Origin of the sequence: Phyllobacterium sp. UNC302MFCol5.2 (assembly GCF_000686005.1) — a bacterium.
Lineage (GTDB): Bacteria > Pseudomonadota > Alphaproteobacteria > Rhizobiales > Rhizobiaceae > Phyllobacterium > Phyllobacterium pellucidum.
In genome coordinates this window covers 138,343-157,170 of sequence record NZ_JMLL01000012.1, presented here as the reverse complement: position 1 = coordinate 157,170, position 18,828 = coordinate 138,343, and the positions used below count along the sequence as shown (strand labels likewise).

Here is an 18,828-nt window from a genome sequence, read left to right as displayed (position 1 = left end):
GCTTCATCCTACCACTGCCCTCGATACTTTGTTATTTGCAACAGAGGGGAGGCGCATGGCTGGTTCAATTCTCAGAAGGGCTTCGGGTTCATTCGGCCAGATAGCGGGGTACAGACGTGTTCGTACATATTTCGGCGGTCGAGCGAGCTCCCACCGGAGAGCCAATCAATCCCTGTCTGATAGCGTCGCCCCGGACTGGTAGAGCAAGACCGGGCGGATTTCATAGACGGCGGTCGGGTTGGCACGGCGCAAGTCGCGGGCAATGGCGATCGCCCCCTCAATTGCAGGGCACTCAACAACATAGAAGCCAAGCAATTGCTCCTTTGTTTCTGTAAACGGTCCGTCAGTGACGATACCGGCTCCCTTGCCGCGCAATGTGACCGCGCGCCGGGTCGGCCCAAGGCGGGCCGCTGGGCCCAGGCTCTTTTCCTTTACAAGGCGGTCGCCGATTTCCAGAAGTTCGGCCATCAACGATGCGTCCTCCTCTTTCGACCATGATTCGACAATCTCTTCCTCGTGATAGGCCAAGATGGCGTAGAACATGAACTGCGTCCCTCTTTTCAGACGATGATGACAGGAAAAATCGGCGGCGATCGTCCCGATTGCTATTTCTGGCGCACGGCGGATCCGACGAGCCACACGATGAGGGATAGCAGTCCGGCTCCGACCGCTGCTCCTCCGAGAAGCTCAACAAGATATCCTGTTGCGGGAACGCTTCGCGCCCTGCCCGTATAGAGTATCCATATGGCCATCAGCAGGCATCCAAGTATAGCGCCCCACATAGCAGATTTCGTTAAACTGAGTTTCCTCATCTTTTCTCCGGAAGGGCGTTAGAGGAAGCGGACGTTCGCCTTGGCTATGCTGGACGATCAAACAAGGCATGCCAAATGAGTGGTACGCCAAAATAGATTATCGCGGCCGCAATGAAAACCAAAGCAAAGATAAACCAGGCTCTGACACTGCTCTTCATATGGATTCCCCCGACGTGGTGCATGTTGCCAAGCGGCCGCCAAAATAATGCTACACCATCGCGAGACCAAATCTTTATTCGCTGGGTCCCAATTCTTGGCAATCGATCCAAAATGTATAAATGCAAATTTTCCGACGCGGAACTAAATTTCAGGCAATTGGTTCGAAATGAATGACACAAAGGCTGGAAACCTGCGCCTGCTTTTGCGGGCAAGTCACCGCCGAGGCCGAGGGCGAACCGTTCTGGATCTGCTACGATCACGACGATGATTGTCGCCGCGCGATCGGATCACCGCTGACGATCTGGGTGGGTTACAAAACGGCACAATTTCGCTTTAGGCATGAGCCACCAAAGACCTTCTCAAGAACGAGTGGGGTAGTGCGCAGCTTCTGCGGTACCTGTGGCACCTCAATCGGGTATGAGGATGAGGGCATAGCCGGCGAGATATATTTGACGATCGGCTTCTTCGATCATCCTGAACATTTCGCTCCCGCTGCGCATGCCTATTGGCAGTTGAAGCTTCCCTGGATTGCCTTCGATGATACCTTGCCAAGAATAGATCAGTACTCGCGACCGCGCGACGCCGCCTATGGCACGCCGCGTGACCGGAAGAAGTGAGAGAACACCTCCGGGAAGTGCGCGGGTAGGCAAGGGGGCTTTTTAGTGGCGGCCAAATTAGCGAATGGCTTATTCCGCGGGACAAAGCTTTTTGGTGGCCTGAGCTTTCCCGTTGAGCTTGGCAGATTGCCTGCGCTTCATCATATCGAATGCGATTATGGCGCCCAATACGACGGGGCCGCCTAGAACGATGAAATACCATAGGTATAGCGTCATCGGTTTCCTTCATTTGTGACAGGAGATTGATTTCAGTCGAAAGAATGTCTTGCCTGCAAGGCCATAGGATTGTGCCCTTTTTAGCGTGAGCAAAAGGGGCTTGAAAAAATGTGGCTAACGGCGACTCTTTCGCGCGTTGACCGAAGCATTGATTCGCTCGCAATCACCGTTGAATTTGATGATCAACTGTTCGGCATCATCCCTGTTGAGGTTAAACGCTTCCATGAGGTGATCGACAGTGTAGGTTTCTCCGATTTTGCCCTGAGGGCGGTTCTTCCATGTAGAAGTCGTCTTATCGTTGGTCATCTGTTTTCCTCGCATGTGAATGGCTGTCTCTTATGAGCGGAATGCCATCTCCGCCTTGAGCATCGCGCCTGGCGTCGGTCAGCATGGCCTCTCGCTCGCTGCGCGATCGGCGGCGCATCGATGTGATCGATTTATTTGAAATCCGAAACTGTCCGCAGGTCGGGCAGAAGAATTCAATGAAATCGCCGTCTCGCGGTAGCACTTCATGAACAGGTTCATCGGAAATAGGGCAATTATAATAGGTTTTTAGCATATATCCTCCGTTGAGCAGTATACACCCTCCATCAGCATTCACCTAAGAAACCGCGCCCCTTCCAAAATTACGTGTTGATGTTGAATATCCGGCTTTTTGCACCCTTCAAGACGGAAGGAAGTAAACGCTCGCGCCCAGGAACACGATCAGGATCAGGGCAAAAGCGGCAATCCGGAGATACCAGGCTCTATTATTGTTCATGCCGATCGATCATCTCATATGCTGGCGTAAAATGAAAAACAGCCACACTCCGACAATGAGAGCCATCGCAGTCAGGGCATGGAAGAGCGAGCCGCCTGAAAACATATCTGCCGCAATCGTCGTCATTAGACCCGTAAATGATTAATGGTTCAGTGATGGAACGCGGGCCAAACCTGTCTGTTCCATGAGACGCAGGCGATAGAGACAAATGCTGCGGTATCGCCACATTTGCAAGTAATGCATCGTTCGGAAAGAGGTGGCGTATGAAGATGTCACTAGTGAGCGGCAGCGAATACGGGACTATCAACAGCAAATACGATAGTGTTGCACTACGGAATACCCGCGTCGGCCACCAAATGGGAGGCTTCGTACACAGGATAGACCCATAGAATGAGGAATTCGAACGATGCGCAATGCAGTTACAAATTCAAACGACACGTTTTCTAAGAAACTTTCCCGGAGCCGTATCCTGCTGATCGTGGTTCCGCTCATGGTGCTCGCGTCGTGTGCTTCTTCCGAAAAAAAGTGGGTCCACAGCGAGGCTCCGGCGACTCCGGCAGACAATGATATGGTGCAGTGCAAATATCAGGCCGCGAGTGCAACGGCTTCCTTGGCTTCCGATAGTTCTGCCAGACGGGAGGAAGAAGCCAATCTGATCAATAGCTGCATGCAAGCAAAGGGATACAAACAGTAATCAACATCGGTGTGCAGCTGTTGCCTGGCGCCAAGACCTGCCTTCCGGACTGACATTCATGAAATCAAACATGGCGGGGCGGTCGTGGGTCTATCGGCGTCGGTGGATGAAGGTCCAAAAGGAGTTCCAGTGCTCGGGCGGCAGCAAGTACCTGTCCCTCGGCGCGGGTGCGGCCGACGATTTGTAGTCCGACCGGACGTCCATCTTTGGTGAACCCGCAAGGCAGGCTGAGCGCCGGCGACGCTGTCAGGGAAATTGCGTAGGCTATTGCCAGCCATTCGAAATAATTCGGAAAGGTGTAGCCGGCACATTCCTTCACGTATCTGTCGCTGGCAGGATACGCGGCAACGATCGTGGCCGGACAGAGGAGGAGGTCATAAGTCTCGAAAAAGGCATGCATCCTTCGGTAAATCGCCGCGCGATTGTTTTCCGCTTTTACGATATCTGCCATCGAATAGCTGAGCCCCTTTTCAATATTCCATACGACTTCCGGCTTCATTTTGTCCCGATATGGTTCCAGAAGCGCGCCGTAACTTATGGCAAAGGCCATGCCGCGTAGGACGCTGAACGTGTCATGGGCCTCCGAGAGATCGGGATGCGCCTCTTCAACATGCGTGCCAATTGCCGCCAAGCTTGCAGCTGCTGCGCGACAGATCGAGGCGACCTCCGGGTCAACGGGCGTAATGCCAAGATCGGCGGAAAAGGCCACCCGCGCCGGCCGCCAGCCGGAGCGCGCTGCGGCAAGGAAACTCTCGGTCCGCGGTAACGACAGAGGGTCAGCAGGGCTATCGCCGGTCATCGCATCCAGCAAAAGCGCTGTGTCTTCGACGTTACGAGCCATAGGACCGTTGACGCTCAGCAGGTCATCGATCTTGAATCGTGCACTGCGAGGAACGCGGCCCGGGCTTGGGCGCAGGCCCACTACGCCGCAGAAGCTTGCGGGATTGCGCAAGCTGCCTCCAAGGTCGGAGCCTTGCGCGACCCAGGCCATGCCAGTGGCAAGAGCAACGGCGGCTCCACCCGAGGAGCCTGCAGCGGACAGGTCGGTATTCCAGGGATTCAATGTTGTCCCGAAGACGTCGTTGAATGTATTGCCACCAGCACCAAATTCTGGGGTGTTCGACTTGGCGTAAACAACACCGCCCTCGGCCTCCAGCCTCTCGACAAGAATGTCGGATTGTTCGGGAACATGGTCTGCAAATATTGTCGAGCCATAGGTGCTGCGAACGTCGGAAACGTCTGTCAGGTCCTTGATCGGCACAGGCAATCCCGCCAAACGACCGCGGCGCCCGAGAGGCTGTTGGAGCAGGCGACGGGCTCGATCGCGGGCGCGATCGAGGCAAAGAATAGGAAGTGCGTTGACGACGTTCTCGACGGCGGCAATGCGAACCACAAGTGCATCGAGACAATCGAGCGGCGTTACCTCACCGCCATTTAACAGATCGACCACCTCGCAGGCAGACATGCCCGTTAGACCAATATCGCCTGCCACGACGCTATTCTCCGATGGAACGTGTCCAAGCGAAAACACTATACCAATGTTCGGCGTGATGTGTCTCAAAAATAGGCATGCCGGGATGTCCTGTAGCGGGTCTGGCAGCTTTGCAGCAGGTCGCTTCAATGCGGCGAAGCCCCCGAGTTGAGCATTGTTTCATGGTTGTCGGGGCGTGCCCCGGTGCATTACTGGTTCATCCCACTTGACTCGCTCCGGCAATTTGTTCTCTTTTCGTTCTCATGACAAGGACAATCAAGAATCTGGGGCAGGCGGCCCGCTACGGCATGTTCGTGCGGGTTGGTTGCCGAAAATGTGATAAGGTCGCGACCTTCACGGCGACTGACCTGGCCGCTGTTCTCGGCCATGGCCGCACACTTCCAAGCCTCACCTTCCGGTGTCGGGACTGCAATTCCATAGACTGCGAAGTTATGCCCTACGAAGACGACCGCGATCGCGTCAACAAGAAGCGCGTCATCTGGCGACCGGTGAAGGAATGAAGAATGACACATAAGTTGGGAAGCCATGTAGCCCTACCCATATTGCCCTCAGTTCACGAACTCGACCGGCTATTTCGTCAAACTTGTCTCAGTCGGGTAATTGGCATCCTGCCAGGCTGCGATGCCATCAGCGAAATAAGAAACTCTGGGGTATCCCCAAGCCAGGGCTTTGGCCGATGCGAAGGCCGCGTCGACGCAATATTTGGCCTGGCAAGTGAAGATGATGGCATTGCTTGCACCAACCTTTTCGGAAAGTGTCGCCTTTGAAAGGACGTTCGTCGCCGGCAGGTTGATGGACCCTGGGATATGCGCATGACTGAATGGCCTTGGACTGCGCACATCAATCAGTTGCGCCCCTTCATCAATTAGCCGCTTGACTGCGGCGGCACCGAGCTTGGGCGCACCGCTGACGGAGTACTCGCCATTCACCCTGTTGACAGCCTTGGCGTAGGTCTCATAGGCAATGTCGGTTCCAGCGCCTTCCGGCACCCCGGCCTTGCGCAATCCTTCGAGCAACCTGTCACGATAGGCAGGATAATAATCGGACATATCGACATACCACTGCCAGGCAATTGCCTGAACAGTTAGCGGTCCGCGGCCGAAAGGTATGGTGATCCCGTTGTATTTGGCCATGTTGAGCTGAACACCACCCAAATTTCCCAAGTGGCCCAGGCCGGACGTCAAGGTAGCGTAGTCATCGGCCACATCCCATTGCAGGGTTATCAGGTATTTCAAGGCATCGACGGCGTCTTCATATTTCTCCTGATGGAACAGCGAGATAGCCAAGGCCCTGAGATACTCCGGCGGATATTTCGGATCGAGCCGCATGGCAAGCCGCGCTTCCACTTCCGCTTCGGGCGCCCGACCTGCAGCATTGAGATATCGTGCTTTGCGGATGTGATGTTCGGGGTCGTTGGCGTCGAGCTGAATCGCGCGGTTGATTGCGATGAGGGCCTGATCATAGCCGCCATGCGCAGCCAGCACCTCCGATGAAATGGCATAGGCGAGCCCGTTCTGGTAAAGCATCGCCATCGGCAGGCTTTGATCGACGCTGCTCATGGCCTTCCGAAACGCAGAATTACCCGAGTTCCAGCAGGCGACTGCTATCTCCCAATTCGCAGCAGCGACTGCAGCGTGGGCACGACTGTAATAAGGATCGAGGTTGAGGGACTCGTTAAAAAGCGCGATCGATTTGAGCAACTCGACGTCGGTGCCGATACGCAAATGGCCCAAGCCTTCGAGCAACCGATCATATGCTTCGGGGGTGGTTTCTGCCTGTGCCGATTCAGCAGAAGGCGGGACGTTCACTTGAAGCGATAAGCCAATCTCGCCGACAAGCTTGTTCTGAAGCGCAGAAACCTGCGATATCCTGCCCTCGTAGTGCTTATCCCACACGCGCTGATTGTTTAGCGCGTCTGTGAGTTGAGCCTCAATCCGTACGAAGTCGCCATCCCGCCTCAAGTTGCCTTCGAGGACGTAGCGCACCCCCATTGCTTCCGCGATATCTTGAAGCTTTGTCGGCCGGCCCTTGTACGTAAAGGAGGAGTGTCGAGCGATGACGAAGAGGCCGGGCAATTCTGACAGCTCGGTAATCAGATCCTCAGTTATTCCATCGGCGAAATAGGCCTGTGAAGGCCCGGGGCTGAGATCGTCGAGCGGCATGACAGCGATAGAAGGCTCTTTCGGAAGCGGATACTTCATGCGGGCCATCATGGCCGACTCAGCAACCGGTTGGCGCGGCCACAGCCAAAGTGTTGAACCGGCCAAGGAAACCGCGACCAAGACGACTGCCGCTACAATTGCCCACCGGTGCAAGCGCCCTGCTATCGTTGCTTTGGCAATGTCCGTCCCCCGAAGCCTGACGCGATAGGTTCGCACCGGGCGGGCGATGTTTTTCATGTGGCGCTCACCCACAAACTCCACAGGCAGCTCAAGCCTGCCCGGCAACTGGTCATACGCTGTTCCGGAAACGAATAGTCCGCCTGGCTCGCAAAGCTGCTCGAGCCGCGCGGCGACGTTGACCCCATCGCCAAGGAGGTCATCGCCTTCGACCACGACATCTCCAAGATTGATGCCCATCCGAAAGACGAGGCGCCTGTCTGCCGCTACGCCGGCTTGGTGAGTGGCAGTTCCTCTTTGTAGCGCGACGGCACAGACGACGGCATCGACAACCGAGCCAAACTCCATGATGGCACCGTCGCCCATAAGCTTGACTATCCTGCCGCGATATTCGGCAAGTAGCGGATCGGTAACTTTGGATCGCAAGTCTCTGATTGCTGCGAGCGTACCGGCTTCGTCCGCTTCAACAAGTCTGGAATAGCCCACAATGTCGACGGCGAGAATTGCAACCAGCCGTCGCTCGGCATGATCCATTCCCATGGCCCCTCTCCAACAAGGTGTAGGCCTGCTATGATGTTCTTGAGAACCAAACCGCTTCTCGTCTCGTGAATTCTACTCCCGTTTACGTTTATCCGCGAGTAGTACATGCCTCCCGTGCAGACGCGTCCACGGAGCAGTCATTAGCGATGAGTGGAGGCCGCAATTTGCGGCAGCCACGTGACCTAGCCGAAGCCCGACGAATGGTGGTTGCGGCCCGTCAGCAACGGATCACTCGTTTGGGATCACAGCGCTGTGGTGTGGAATTCGTTGAAGCGCGGGCCCTCTGAGGCCAGGCTGTCTGCCGCCGGTGACGGAGTGCTCCCGCCGAACGTGCTGAACTGACCGAACCTCACCCAGAGTTGCCGCTAAGCCGCCATCTCAGCTTTCCTTGACCACCGGGGGCACCTTCCAGCTTCCATTCAGGATTGAGGGAGATGCGTCCTTGGGCCAATACATGCGCAGCATCGGGATGAAAGCTCCTTTGGGCGCCGGTAGCCAGTTAGCCTCCTTGTCCGCGCCAGGCGACTTGTTTTGGAAATAAAGTGTCAACGATCCGTCAGCATTGGGCTTTGGATTGTTGCGTGGGCTGACCGTAAACTTGTTCAGCGGATTGGGTACAAACCACCAGCCCTTGTCGATCTCGTACATGGTGATTGACCAGAAACCGTTTACGGGAGGCGTCTGATCCTTAGGAAAGGTCAAGGTGTAGTTGTTCGCACCGGTCAGCTTTTCACCCTTCGAATCGACTTCGGTGTAGGGATAGACCGCATCAAGTTGCTGATTGGCGGGCCAGCCAAAGGCGGCCACGGTGGCGCGTTTGATGTAGTCATTTGGCCCATATGTGCCGAGCCCCTTTGACACGACCCAGCCGTCTACTATCTCGCCCATTTTTTCCTTGTTGGCCTGGATCGTCTTCAGGGCAGCTTGCGGAATGTCTTTCAACGCCGCCTGTACCGCAGGATCCAGTTTACTCATCTCGAATGGCTTCCCGGGCTCGATGCCGATTTTAGCCATGCTCGCGATGATCGGCGCATCTTCGGCCGCCGGCGGCGCGTCCCCGCCCATCAGCTTTGCCATCAGATTGAAATAACCTTCCGTCCCCATGTCGAGAATGACTTTTTGCGGAGCGTCTTTCATGCTGAAACCCGGCTTAGGGTTCACCTTCGGAGCTTTTGGCTTGTAATTTTTAGTGCCCCACGCGGAGAGCGGCGTAATCTTGTATTGCGCCTGCAACGCATTGACGGCCTTGTAATCCGCCTTCGTCCCGTCAGCATAGGTGCGGCCGAGGATGACCATATAGCGGGTCGCCATGGGGAAATGCTTTATTCCTGCCGGTACATCGCCTTTCCAGCCCGGGCCGGTAAACAGATAGTTGGCGGCTTTTCCGTCAGCCGTGCGTTTGCTCGGCGATTGCTCGGAGTCCGACATCCATAAGTCGACGACCTCGAACAAGTAGAAGCGGTCGCCCATGTCCGGATGGCTAAAAACCTGGGGCTCACTCAGATCGAGCCATGTTACGGAATATAGCGTATCCGCATTGGGGGCAGATACGCCGCGATAGTTCGCGGGCGGATAGCGGGGAACATTGATAAATTGTCCCATCGGCCCGGTGAATTCCACAACCTTCGGCACATTGCTCATTTGAACGCGGGTGACCTCGGTCGTGATGAGCGAATAGCCATAGATGTATGCATCCTCGGCAATCTGGCGAGCTTCTTCCGCCGATAGCGTCTGCGCAAATGTGGGATGGTTTATCGCGAGGCTGATTGCGGCAACGCCGCCAGCTAATACAAAGGCCCGTCTGTTGATATACATCTCGATTTCCCTGCAGCGTTGCGTTCCCGTTCAGGTTAGACGGCAGGCAAGACAGGGTGGAAGTACATTACTGTAAATTACAGTTAGATAAGCTTGCGCCGGGCGGCGTATAAATCGCCATGGAAAAACGTGAAAAGCGGAAGTGGGCGGATAATACGCGGACCGGCTAAGCTCCAAGCGCGAAAAAAGAGCTGCTGCGGCGCGAAGCAGTTAGGTGTTCGAGCTTTCAAAGCATACAGTCGAACTTCGTTTTGCGAAATCAGGAGTCCCGGGTGTCCGTTTTAGAGCGCAACAATGTCAAACTATCCGGCAGCGGGGAACGGTCGATGGTGTTCGCGCACGGCTTTGGCTGCGATCAGAACATGTGGAAGTTGGTGGCGCCAGCCTTCGAAAGCAAGTTCAGAACCATTCTTTTTGACCATGTCGGGGCCGGTGGCTCCGATCTTGGCGCTTACAACTCCGCGAAATATGCGTCCCTCGAAGGATACGCCGACGACCTTATCGAGATTGGCAAGGAACTCGAACTCAAGGATGCGGTGTTCGTCGGGCATTCCGTCAGCGCCATGATCGGCGTGATTGCTTCGCTCAAGGACCCGGCGATTTTCGACAGCCTGATCCTCGTCGGCCCATCGCCCCGCTACATCGACGACGGTGAATACGTCGGCGGCTTCAGTCGTGCTCAGATCGACGAGTTGCTAGAGTCCCTCGCGGACAATCATCTTGGGTGGTCGGCCGCAATGGCCCCAGCCATTATGGGCAATCCGGACAGACCCGAACTTGGTGAAGAGCTAACCAACAGCTTCTGCAGAACCGACCCTGACATTGCAAAGGAGTTCGCGCGGGTCACTTTCACGTCGGACAATCGCGACGATCTTCAACGTGTGACAGCGCGAACATTGATACTTCAGTGCCGGGAAGACATTATTGCCTCAGAGAACGTAGGCGAATACGTGAAGCAACACATTCCTCACAGCCAACTGGTTATGTTGAACGCTACGGGGCATTGCCCCAATCTGAGTGCGCCCGGCGAAGTCATTGCGGCCATCAAGGCGTTTGTGTGAGTCGTGCCCGAGGATCCCAACAGCACATTCGCCGAAGATCTTGCGGAGCTGTACGAGAACGCACCGTGCGGGTACCTGTCGCTTCGCCCCGACGGCAGAATCTTCAAGTCCAATCTCACCTTCTCGCGTTGGATTGGAGTTTCACAGCTCGACCTTCTCGACAAGAAATTCAGTGAACTTTTGACGCTTTCCGGACGAATGTTTTACGAAACGCATTTTTCGCCGCTGTTGCGCATGCAAGGTTTCCTTGAAGAGGTCGCTTTCGATTTTGTTACCGGCGACGGCAAGAAACTGCCGGTGCTTGCTAACGCAAAAGAGCGGCGGGATGACGATGGCAACCTGCAATTTACCCGTGTCGTCATCTTCCCGGCTGCTCAACGCCGCCGCTACGAACGCGATTTGGTCGACAAGCGAATCGCCGCTGAAGGTGCCAAAAGCGAAGCGATTTCCGAACGGATGCTGGCGGAGGCAGGTCTGAGCGAGGGACTGGCAATAGCGGAGTTGCGCGAACAGTTCATTGCGGTTTTGGGGCATGATCTTCGCAACCCGCTCGCTTCGATGGAGGGCGGTTCGCGGATGCTTCTGCAAGAAGAATTAAGCCCTCGGGCACAGAGGATCGTTACCCTGATGCAAGGCAGCGTGCAGCGCATGTCCGGCCTGATTGATAACGTGCTCGATTTTGCGCGAGGGAGGCTCGGCAGTGGCTTCGCGCTGCGGCTTGATGCGGACGAACTGCTCGACCCCGTCCTCAAGCAGATTGCAGAAGAGCTCCAATTGGGAACGCCCGGCATTTCCATTGAGACGAACTTCAACATCACCGAAAAAGTTTACTGCGACAGGGACCGTATTGGTCAGATGGTTTCAAACCTTCTCGGCAATGCGATTACCTATGGTGACGCGAGCCGGCCAATCCGGTTTTCAGCAGGCACGAAATCGGGAGTTTTGGAGATAAGCGTCGCCAATAGCGGCGTTCCAATAGCTCAAGAGGCGATGGAACGTCTTTTCCAGCCGTTTTTTCGTGATGGCGTTCGCGCAAGTCAACAAGGCCTGGGGCTTGGACTGTATATCGCATCGGAAATTGCCAAGGCGCATGGTGGCACCCTTGTCGTAACCTCTTCTTCCATCGAAACGAGGTTTACCTTTCAGATGCCGCTACGCCCGACGACAAAATGAAGTGCCGCTCTTTCGAGGGCGCTATCATTGTCAACGGTCATCAGTCCATGCATTCATTGGCTATGCGCCCGACCAGAATCGTCAAGAACTCCGCGAATAGAGATTTGAAACTGCTGCGGCGCTTGCTGCGTGCCAAAGACCACATGGACGCGGCGCCACACGAGGATTGGCCGATATCCCGGTTGGCAAGCGTCAGCGGCGCCTCGGAAGCCTATTTTGCGCGATCGTTTCGGGACGCCTTCGGCATACCGCCGCATCGTTACCTGCTGACGCGCCGGGTCGAGCGCGCCGCAGCGCTCTTGCGGGATACTGACACGCCCATCATCGAAATCGCGCTGCAGACAGGCTGGAACAGTCTTGGAACGTTTGGACGCACCTTCCGCGACGTGACCGGTGAAAGCCCAAGCGAACTAAGGCGACGAATGCAGCTCGTTCCCGGAGATCTCGAGGAGGTTCCCCATTGTTTCGTGAGCGCCGCGCAAAGGCCGCACCTCAAAATGGCAGTTTCGGAGAAGCGCCGGCGAACGAAAGAGGGTAGGCACGACGGGCGAAAGGGAGATGACTCATGAAAAATGGTGTTCAGGTTGCCGGCGTCTATGTCCATGACCAGGACGAAGCGCTTCAGTTCTATGTCGAAAAGCTGGGATTTCGGGTGCACACGGATGCGCGCAATGGCGATTATCGCTGGCTGACCGTCCAGCATCCCGACCAGCCGGACTTCCAGTTGGGCCTGTTCCGTCCGCAGGCGCCGACCGTCGATGACGCAACGGCTCAGGGCCTGGCTGAAGCCGTGGCCAAGGGTGCGATGCCGCCGCTGGTTCTGGTGGTCGACGATTGCCAGGCTGCATTCGAATCCATGCGCAAGCGCGGGGTCGAGTTCACCCAAGAACCGATCGATCGATACGGCTCCGTGGATGCAAGCTTCCGCGATCCATCAGGCAATGGCTGGAAGCTGGTCCAGGCTCGTTGAGGTTGCCATGTGCCACATTCCATCCTGGATGCTCGTTCAAGGAGGCTCTCATGATCTTGCATTACTGGATACGCCAGAGCCATCGGTGGCTCGGAATTCTGCTGACCCTCACCATTCTGGCGAATTTTGTCTCGATGACGTTCGGTCCAGCGCCGCTCGCGATCGTGTACGCTCCATTGGTGCCGCTGGCTCTGCTTGTGTTCAGCGGCCTGTATATGTTCTTCCAGCGGTAGGCGAGGTTGAACCTGGTGCAAGTGGTAGGTTTGCAGCACAATGGGCGAAAATAATGGTGCGATCGCGAAACCTTTAGCGATCGCGGCAGTTATGCATGTCAATCGTCGAAAGGAATGACAACATGCCAACTGCACCGGAACTGCGGGAAAAATTCTGGAAATCCCTGAAATCCGATATGACCATGATGTTGGGATTGGTGGGCGTTGAAGAGAGCCACACTCGTCCAATGACCGCTCAACTCGAAGGCGATCACGGTCCCATTTACTTCTTTACCTCGACCGAGAATTCGCTCGTACAAAACCTGCAGAGCGAGAGCAGAGCTGTCGCGACGTTCGCGGCGAAAGGTAACGACCTTTTTGCTGCCGTTCACGGCGGGCTCACAGTCTCCAACGATCGGGAAACCATCGACCGGCTATGGAACCGGTTCGTGGCGGCCTGGTTTGAAGGCGGCAAAGATGATCCCAAGCTGACATTATTGCGGTTTGACGCCGAGCGGGCCGAGATATGGCTCAATGAATCCAGTCTGCTCGCTGGCGTGAAAATGCTGCTAGGCGTCGATCCGAAGGAAGATTACAAAGACGATGTCGCCGAGGTCCGCTTGACCTGACCTGGCGTAAATTAAGATTGAAATTGTGGCGCATGCTCCGTTTCCTACGGAGGTGCGCCATAGTTTATGGCGCTATTCGAAGAGCTCGCGATTGTCAGCTTCGATCTGTGGGAGGTCATTCAGAATGCCGTTCAGATGCTCCCTCATGGCGTTGGCTGCAGCTTCGGCGTTTCGGGCGTCGATCGCGGCGACGATTTTCTCATGCTGCTCGATGAGGTTATTCATAGAGGCTGGGTTACGAAGCTGCAGGTTGCAGACGCGATCCATATGCGCCTTGATGTCTGAAATCGCGTTCCAGGCGAGGCCACAGCCGGCGCCCTCTGCAATAGCGATGTGGAACTGCTCATCCTCCCGGCGAAACGCATTGTGATCGTGACCGGTCATCGCCATTCGCTGACGCTCGAGGATGCTGTCAATCTTTCGCCGCGTCCAGGTATCGAAACTCTCGCTGGCCCGCCTGGCGACGGCGACCTCGATCGCCTCGCGCACGAAGCGGGCTTCCATCATCTGACGCGCCGAAATGCGGACCACGATGGTTCCCCGATTAGGGCGGATTTCGACCAGCTTTGATTTTCCAAGGGCAATCAGCGCCTCGCGGACCGGCTGGCGAGAGACGCCGAGACGAGACGCGATCTCCTGCTCGGACAGGCGTGACCCCGGCGCGAGATCGAGACGGATGATCGCCTCGCGCAAGTCACGTTCCACCTGCGCGGCGGTCGTTTCCCCAGTCTCGATCCTCATGGGCTCGATTTTCAATGTCTCAAGGTTCATGCTTTTCGCCGCCGCCATCTCGTTGACATTTGCATTTAGCCACCATACAGTACCATACAACTTAACGACTGTACAAGCACGGCGGTCGATACGCCGAGCCTAAATGGAGGAGCCGGGCTTTAAAATCCGGTAGGTTGATGACGGTACAATCCAATTTCATAACGCCCGACTCTAGTGACCCGCGTTTGCAGAGTAAATCCCGCTACCGGATGCTTGTCGATGGCAAGTCTGTTGATGCGGCCTCGGGCAAGACGATACATCGGGTGAGCCCGGGCCACGCCGGCGTTGTGGTCGGCACGTGGCCGGATGCCTCTGCCGACGATGTTCGCGCAGCGATTGCGGCCGCCCGCCGGGCCTTCGACACCGGGCCATGGCCGCGCATGTCCGGCGCCGAACGATCGCGCCTGATGTTCAAGACGGCAGAGCTCATTCTCGCACATGTGGAAGAGATCGCCCTGATCGAAAGCCTGGAGGTTGGCAAGCCGATTGCCCAGGCCCGGGGCGAGATCACCTTCTGTGCTGATCTCTGGTCCTATGCGGCCGGGCAGGCGCGGGCACTGGAAGGGCAGACCCACAATAATATCGGCGACAACCGCCTTGGCCTGGTCCTGCGGGAACCTGTCGGCGTTGTCGGCATCATCACGCCGTGGAACTTCCCCTTTATCATCGCCTCCGAGCGCGTGCCATGGGCCATCGGCGGCGGTTGCACGGTCGTATTGAAACCATCCGAATTTACGTCCGGTACATCGATCCGCATGGCGGAGCTCGCCCGCGAGGCCGGTATTCCCGACGGCGTCTTCAACGTCGTCACCGGCTACGGCGATCCTGCCGGCCAGGTCTTGGCGGAAGATCCCGGCACAGACATGGTCGCCTTCACCGGTTCGGTTCGTGTTGGAACGAAGCTGGGCGAGATCGCGGCCCGCAGCGTCAAGCGCGTTGGCCTTGAACTGGGCGGCAAGGGGCCGCAGATCGTCTTTGCCGATGCGGACCTTGAGGCGGCGGCCGACGGCATCGCCTACGGCGTCTACCACAATGCCGGCCAGTGCTGTATTTCCGGAAGCCGGCTCCTGGTGCAGGAAGGTATCCGCGATGCGCTTCTTGATCGCCTGCTCGATATTTCCCGCAAGGTTACTTTCGGCGATCCCTTGAACGAGCGAACGAAGATAGGTGCCATGATCTCGGAGGCGCATGCCGCCAAGGTGCATTCCTATGTCGAGGCAGGGCAGGCTGACGGTGCCGAATTGTTGCTCGGCGGCGCACGTGTCGGGGAGGGCGCGGGGCTCTATTACGCGCCAACCGTGTTTTCCGGGGTCACCGCCGATATGTCGATTGCCCGCGAGGAAATTTTCGGACCGGTTCTATCGACGCTGACGTTCAAGACAGCTGACGAGGCCGTCGCCTTGGCAAACGCATCGGAGTTCGGCCTGTCGGCAAGCGTCTGGTCCACCAATCTCGAAAACGCGCTGCAGAGCATCCGGCGCATCCGGGCCGGGCGCTGCTGGATCAACAGCGTCATCGACGGCGCGCCTGAGCTGCCGATCGGTGGCTACAAGAAAAGCGGGCTCGGGCGCGAGCTTGGCCGCTACGGTTTTGACGAGTATTCGCAGTTCAAGGGCATTCACGTGACCTTGGGCCGGCCGGATCCTTGGTTCGGGTGAGATTGCTCATCGGAAACTGAGGCAGAGGAGGAAAATCTCGGCTGGCGCGATCTTTGGTCGGAGCTCGCCAGCCGAGACATGGGTCTTTCGACCCCGATTGCACATCCAAAGGGAGGATACGCAAATGAAATTGACCAAACTGAAAACCGCAATGCTTGCGGCGTGCGCAGCTATGGCCTTCACGTCCGCCGCCGTAGCGGCCGATGTCAAGGCAACGATGATTATCTATCTTGATCCGAGTGTCCAGTTCTTTAACCCGGTCGTCAAAGGCGCACAGGATGCCGCGGCACAGTTCGGTGTCGATCTCGACGTGCAATATGCCAATAACGATCCGGTCCGCCAGAACGATCTTATTGAGAGCGCCACGGCCAGCGGCGTCGACGGCATTGCAGTTGCAATTTCCAGTTCGGATGCCTTCGATGCCAGCATCTGCGCCGCCGTCAAGGCCGGCATCATCGTCATCGGTTTCAACAATGACGATCTCGACGGGGCCAAGGGCAATTGCCGCCAAGCCTATGTCGGCATGAATGAATTCGCCTCGGGTTATGAACTTGGCAATCGCATGATCGAGCAGTTTGGCCTCAAGGATGGCGACGTGGTCTTCAATCCGCGCGAGATTCCTGAAGCGAGTTTCGCCGTCGCGCGTGGCGGCGGCATCGAAAAGGCAATGAAGGAAAAAGGCATCAAGGTGGAGACGGTTCGCTCCGGGCTTGATCCGGCCGAAGCCCAGAACATCATCGCGCAGTTCCTGATCGCCAATCCCAATGTCAAGGCGCTGTTCGGCACCGGGTCCGTGACGTCGACGGTCGGCGCAGGCGCCATCAAGGATGCCGGCGTCAAGATCCCTTTCGGCGGCTTTGATCTCGCCGTTGAAATCGTCAACGCCGTCGAATCGGGCGCCATGTTCGCGACCATGGACCAGCAGCCGTACCTCCAGGGCTATTATCCGATTGCCCAGATTGCTTTGGCGAAAAAATATGGTCTGACCCCGACTGATGTCGATACCGGCCAGGGCGCGTTCCTCGATAAGACGCGCATCAGCTCGGTCAAGCCACTGATCGGCAGCTACCGATAAACGTCACGCCTGAAGACCTTCCGGCGAAAAACCGGAAGGTCCCCTCGATCCCTTTGAACAGAGTAAAGACAGTGACCTACGCCATGACCGACGTTGCCGTGCCCAAATCGCGCACGAAAAAACAATCGCTGCTGAAGCACATCATGGCCATGCCGGCCGGCGCGATTCTCCTGGTTTTCGCGGCCCTGCAGATCGCGTGCATCGCTGGCGCGCTCGCCTTTCCCGATGACTTCCGCTACCTGTCGCCGCAGAACCTGACCATCCTCATGAAGGCTATTCCGGTGCTGGGTTGCCTGGCATTGGGCGCCGGCATCCTGATGATTGCTGGGGAGTTCGACCTGTCGATCGGTTCCGTCTATACCTTGACGGCGGTCCTGATGGCGAGCCTGGTCGATGGTGGCCTGAGCGCTTTCATCGCAGCACCGCTCGGCATACTGCTGGGGGTGATGATCGGACTTCTCAACGGCACGATTACGTTGCGCTTCGGCCTGCCGTCATTCATTGTCACGCTCGGCGGCCTGCTCTTCTGGCGTGGCGCCGTGCTGCTCTATAACGGCGCCATCCAGGTGCGTTTCGATCCGGAACCTGCCTTTTCGAGCCTCTTTGCAGGCACGCTATTCGGCATCAATGCCGCGTTCATCTGGATCATCCTGTTCGTTGTCAGCTTCTATTTACTGCTGCACCGGCACAAGTTCGGCAACCATGTCTTTGCCACCGGTGGCAATCCCGCCGCTGCAACGGCAATCGGCATCAACACTGACCGTGTCAAGTTGATTGCCTTTGCCATTGCCGGAGGCATGGCGGCGGTTGCCGGCATCATCGCCACGGCGCGCGTGGGCAGCGTCCAGCCGGGGCAGGGCGCCGGGCTCGAGCTTCAGGCGATTGCCGCGTGCGTCATCGGCGGGCTGTCGCTGCGCGGCGGTCGCGGCTCGATTATCGGCATCTTCCTCGGGGTCATGCTGATCCACACGATCACCGATGTGCTTCTGCTCCTCCGGGCCCCTGGCTTCTACCTCGACATGTTTATCGCAACCCTCATCGTGATCGCTGCCGCATTCAACCATCTCATCGAACGCCGGGGGGCCGTATGATGTTTGCACCCCATCTTCTCGAACTGCACAATATCTCCAAGACGTTTGGCACGCTGACGGCGCTGCGGGACCTGAGCTTCCACATCGGCCCAAGCGAAGTCGTCGGGCTTCTGGGCGACAACGGCGCCGGCAAGTCGACTACCGTCAACTTGATTTCGGGGATCCACAAGCCGACCTCCGGCCACCTGAGCGTCGACGGTCGCGAGACGCTGTTCACCTGCAGGTCCGATTCCGCCGATGCCGGCATCGAGACGATCTACCAGAATACCGCGCTGGTGGATTCACTTTCGATCACCCGCAACATCTTCATGGGGCGCGAACGCACCAATGCCTTTGGCTTCCTGAAGCAGGCAGAGATGCGCGATATCGCCATGGAGGTGCTCGAGAAGGCTGTCCACATCTCGGGTATCGATTCTCCCGATAAGCTGGTGGGTGACCTCTCCGGTGGGCAGAAGCAGGCCGTCGCCATCGCACGCGCCGTTTTTTTTAAACGGCGGGTGCTGCTTCTCGATGAACCGACCTCAGCCCTGTCCGTGCGCGAAACCGAGGCTTTGCTGGCGCAGGTGCTGAAGCTGAAAGCCGAGGGCGTGTCGAGCGTGCTGGTGACGCACAACCTCTACCATGCCTACCAGGTCTGCGATCGCTTTGTAATCATGAGCCATGGTACCAAGGTATTCGATGTGAACAAGGCAGACACCAGCATCAGCCAACTCACCGAATATGTCGTCCTCACGTGACCCTTTC

General features: G+C 57.0%; 20 protein-coding genes and 1 pseudogene. 13 read left to right on the top strand and 8 right to left on the bottom strand.

Annotation, left to right across the window (positions count from 1 at the left end; translation table 11 throughout):
• Positions 1 to 33 precede the first annotated feature (33 nt).
• A pseudogene (locus tag BR48_RS26680) lies at positions 34 to 149 on the top strand (cold shock domain-containing protein); the annotation flags it as partial.
• 16 nt (positions 150 to 165) lie between these two features.
• Here BR48_RS26680 and BR48_RS0115505 read toward each other — a convergent pair.
• The gene (locus BR48_RS0115505; protein ID WP_027232148.1) at positions 166 to 543 is read right to left on the bottom strand and encodes a YciI family protein; all 378 of its coding nucleotides are present in this window, start codon (positions 541 to 543) and stop codon (positions 166 to 168) included.
• A gap of 62 nt (positions 544 to 605) precedes the next feature.
• A complete protein-coding gene (locus BR48_RS0115500; RefSeq protein WP_155810897.1) occupies positions 606 to 752 on the bottom strand; it encodes a hypothetical protein in 147 nt (48 codons plus the stop codon).
• Between the two features lie 389 nt (positions 753 to 1,141).
• On the opposite strand from BR48_RS0115500, the gene BR48_RS0115495 reads away from it, so the two are divergent.
• The gene (locus BR48_RS0115495) at positions 1,142 to 1,588 is read left to right on the top strand and encodes a GFA family protein (protein WP_027232146.1); all 447 of its coding nucleotides are present in this window, start codon (positions 1,142 to 1,144) and stop codon (positions 1,586 to 1,588) included.
• Positions 1,589 to 1,918: 330 nt separating this feature from the next.
• On the opposite strand, the gene BR48_RS0115485 is transcribed toward BR48_RS0115495, so the two are convergent.
• On the bottom strand, positions 1,919 to 2,110 hold the full coding sequence (locus tag BR48_RS0115485) for a hypothetical protein (protein ID WP_027232145.1): 192 nt from the start codon (positions 2,108 to 2,110) through the stop codon (positions 1,919 to 1,921).
• Complete coding sequence (locus tag BR48_RS26240) at positions 2,097 to 2,363, bottom strand: hypothetical protein (RefSeq protein ID WP_155810896.1); 267 nt, start codon at positions 2,361 to 2,363, stop codon at positions 2,097 to 2,099. The genes BR48_RS0115485 and BR48_RS26240 overlap by 14 nt, the downstream gene beginning before the upstream one ends.
• 607 nt (positions 2,364 to 2,970) lie before the next feature.
• Here BR48_RS26240 and BR48_RS0115475 point away from each other — a divergent pair.
• On the top strand, positions 2,971 to 3,258 hold the full coding sequence (locus tag BR48_RS0115475; RefSeq protein ID WP_027232144.1) for a hypothetical protein: 288 nt from the start codon (positions 2,971 to 2,973) through the stop codon (positions 3,256 to 3,258).
• Between the two features lie 64 nt (positions 3,259 to 3,322).
• Here the strand turns inward: BR48_RS0115475 and BR48_RS0115470 are convergent, their stop codons facing one another.
• From BR48_RS0115470 to BR48_RS0115455, 3 genes are all read right to left on the bottom strand, one after another.
• A complete protein-coding gene (locus tag BR48_RS0115470; RefSeq protein ID WP_081815904.1) occupies positions 3,323 to 4,723 on the bottom strand; it encodes an amidase family protein in 1,401 nt (466 codons plus the stop codon).
• A 596-nt stretch (positions 4,724 to 5,319) separates the two neighbouring features.
• The gene (locus BR48_RS0115460) at positions 5,320 to 7,623 is read right to left on the bottom strand and encodes a rhodanese-like domain-containing protein (protein WP_348625692.1); all 2,304 of its coding nucleotides are present in this window, start codon (positions 7,621 to 7,623) and stop codon (positions 5,320 to 5,322) included.
• A gap of 384 nt (positions 7,624 to 8,007) precedes the next feature.
• Entirely contained in the window at positions 8,008 to 9,444 is a 1,437-nt protein-coding gene (locus BR48_RS0115455; RefSeq protein WP_027232140.1) for a DUF1254 domain-containing protein, read from the bottom strand.
• Positions 9,445 to 9,716: 272 nt separating this feature from the next.
• Here BR48_RS0115455 and BR48_RS0115450 point away from each other — a divergent pair, with 272 nt between their 5' ends.
• The 6 genes from BR48_RS0115450 to BR48_RS0115425 all read left to right on the top strand — a co-directional run bounded on the left by BR48_RS0115450 (position 9,717) and on the right by BR48_RS0115425 (position 13,489).
• A complete protein-coding gene (locus BR48_RS0115450) occupies positions 9,717 to 10,505 on the top strand; it encodes an alpha/beta hydrolase (RefSeq protein WP_027232139.1) in 789 nt (262 codons plus the stop codon).
• Positions 10,506 to 10,508: 3 nt separating this feature from the next.
• On the top strand, positions 10,509 to 11,678 hold the full coding sequence (locus BR48_RS0115445) for a PAS domain-containing sensor histidine kinase (RefSeq protein WP_027232138.1): 1,170 nt from the start codon (positions 10,509 to 10,511) through the stop codon (positions 11,676 to 11,678).
• Positions 11,679 to 11,782: 104 nt separating this feature from the next.
• Entirely contained in the window at positions 11,783 to 12,247 is a 465-nt protein-coding gene (locus BR48_RS0115440; RefSeq protein WP_244506756.1) for an AraC family transcriptional regulator, read from the top strand.
• Positions 12,244 to 12,648: a VOC family protein gene (locus BR48_RS0115435; protein WP_027232136.1), complete on the top strand. Its 405-nt coding sequence runs from the start codon at positions 12,244 to 12,246 to the stop codon at positions 12,646 to 12,648. The genes BR48_RS0115440 and BR48_RS0115435 overlap by 4 nt, the downstream gene beginning before the upstream one ends.
• 50 nt (positions 12,649 to 12,698) lie before the next feature.
• Complete coding sequence (locus BR48_RS24710) at positions 12,699 to 12,881, top strand: hypothetical protein (RefSeq protein WP_036814642.1); 183 nt, start codon at positions 12,699 to 12,701, stop codon at positions 12,879 to 12,881.
• 95 nt (positions 12,882 to 12,976) lie between these two features.
• Positions 12,977 to 13,489 carry a pyridoxamine 5'-phosphate oxidase family protein gene (locus tag BR48_RS0115425; RefSeq protein ID WP_027232135.1) on the top strand — a complete coding sequence of 171 codons (513 nt, stop codon included), beginning with the start codon at positions 12,977 to 12,979 and terminating at the stop codon, positions 13,487 to 13,489.
• A gap of 72 nt (positions 13,490 to 13,561) precedes the next feature.
• Here the strand turns inward: BR48_RS0115425 and BR48_RS0115420 are convergent, their stop codons facing one another.
• Positions 13,562 to 14,278: a GntR family transcriptional regulator gene (locus BR48_RS0115420; RefSeq protein WP_027232134.1), complete on the bottom strand. Its 717-nt coding sequence runs from the start codon at positions 14,276 to 14,278 to the stop codon at positions 13,562 to 13,564.
• Between the two features lie 119 nt (positions 14,279 to 14,397).
• Here BR48_RS0115420 and BR48_RS0115415 point away from each other — a divergent pair, with 119 nt between their 5' ends.
• From BR48_RS0115415 to BR48_RS0115400, 4 genes are all read left to right on the top strand, one after another.
• The gene (locus BR48_RS0115415; protein WP_036814640.1) at positions 14,398 to 15,918 is read left to right on the top strand and encodes an aldehyde dehydrogenase family protein; all 1,521 of its coding nucleotides are present in this window, start codon (positions 14,398 to 14,400) and stop codon (positions 15,916 to 15,918) included.
• Between the two features lie 124 nt (positions 15,919 to 16,042).
• The gene (locus BR48_RS0115410; protein WP_027232132.1) at positions 16,043 to 16,993 is read left to right on the top strand and encodes a substrate-binding domain-containing protein; all 951 of its coding nucleotides are present in this window, start codon (positions 16,043 to 16,045) and stop codon (positions 16,991 to 16,993) included.
• Between the two features lie 71 nt (positions 16,994 to 17,064).
• Complete coding sequence (locus BR48_RS0115405; protein WP_027232131.1) at positions 17,065 to 18,084, top strand: ABC transporter permease; 1,020 nt, start codon at positions 17,065 to 17,067, stop codon at positions 18,082 to 18,084.
• The gene (locus tag BR48_RS0115400; protein WP_027232130.1) at positions 18,084 to 18,821 is read left to right on the top strand and encodes an ATP-binding cassette domain-containing protein; all 738 of its coding nucleotides are present in this window, start codon (positions 18,084 to 18,086) and stop codon (positions 18,819 to 18,821) included. Before BR48_RS0115405 ends, BR48_RS0115400 begins: the two co-directional genes overlap by 1 nt.
• Positions 18,822 to 18,828: the final 7 nt, after the last annotated feature.

Bases quoted from the DNA above. Each gene is read 5' to 3' on its own strand.
- BR48_RS0115505 (WP_027232148.1), bottom strand. From the start codon at position 543: ATGTTCTACGCCATCTTGGCCTATCACGAGGAAGAGATTGTCGAATCA.
- BR48_RS0115500 (WP_155810897.1), bottom strand. From the start codon at position 752: ATGGCCATATGGATACTCTATACGGGCAGGGCGCGAAGCGTTCCCGCA.
- BR48_RS0115495 (WP_027232146.1), top strand. From the start codon at position 1,142: ATGACACAAAGGCTGGAAACCTGCGCCTGCTTTTGCGGGCAAGTCACC.
- BR48_RS0115485 (WP_027232145.1), bottom strand. From the start codon at position 2,110: ATGACCAACGATAAGACGACTTCTACATGGAAGAACCGCCCTCAGGGC.
- BR48_RS26240 (WP_155810896.1), bottom strand. From the start codon at position 2,363: ATGCTAAAAACCTATTATAATTGCCCTATTTCCGATGAACCTGTTCAT.
- BR48_RS0115475 (WP_027232144.1), top strand. From the start codon at position 2,971: ATGCGCAATGCAGTTACAAATTCAAACGACACGTTTTCTAAGAAACTT.
- BR48_RS0115470 (WP_081815904.1), bottom strand. From the start codon at position 4,723: ATGTCTGCCTGCGAGGTGGTCGATCTGTTAAATGGCGGTGAGGTAACG.
- BR48_RS0115460 (WP_348625692.1), bottom strand. From the start codon at position 7,623: ATGGATCATGCCGAGCGACGGCTGGTTGCAATTCTCGCCGTCGACATT.
- BR48_RS0115455 (WP_027232140.1), bottom strand. From the start codon at position 9,444: ATGTATATCAACAGACGGGCCTTTGTATTAGCTGGCGGCGTTGCCGCA.
- BR48_RS0115435 (WP_027232136.1), top strand. From the start codon at position 12,244: ATGAAAAATGGTGTTCAGGTTGCCGGCGTCTATGTCCATGACCAGGAC.
- BR48_RS24710 (WP_036814642.1), top strand. From the start codon at position 12,699: ATGATCTTGCATTACTGGATACGCCAGAGCCATCGGTGGCTCGGAATT.
- BR48_RS0115425 (WP_027232135.1), top strand. From the start codon at position 12,977: ATGTCAATCGTCGAAAGGAATGACAACATGCCAACTGCACCGGAACTG.
- BR48_RS0115420 (WP_027232134.1), bottom strand. From the start codon at position 14,278: ATGGCGGCGGCGAAAAGCATGAACCTTGAGACATTGAAAATCGAGCCC.
- BR48_RS0115415 (WP_036814640.1), top strand. From the start codon at position 14,398: ATGACGGTACAATCCAATTTCATAACGCCCGACTCTAGTGACCCGCGT.
- BR48_RS0115410 (WP_027232132.1), top strand. From the start codon at position 16,043: ATGAAATTGACCAAACTGAAAACCGCAATGCTTGCGGCGTGCGCAGCT.
- BR48_RS0115400 (WP_027232130.1), top strand. From the start codon at position 18,084: ATGTTTGCACCCCATCTTCTCGAACTGCACAATATCTCCAAGACGTTT.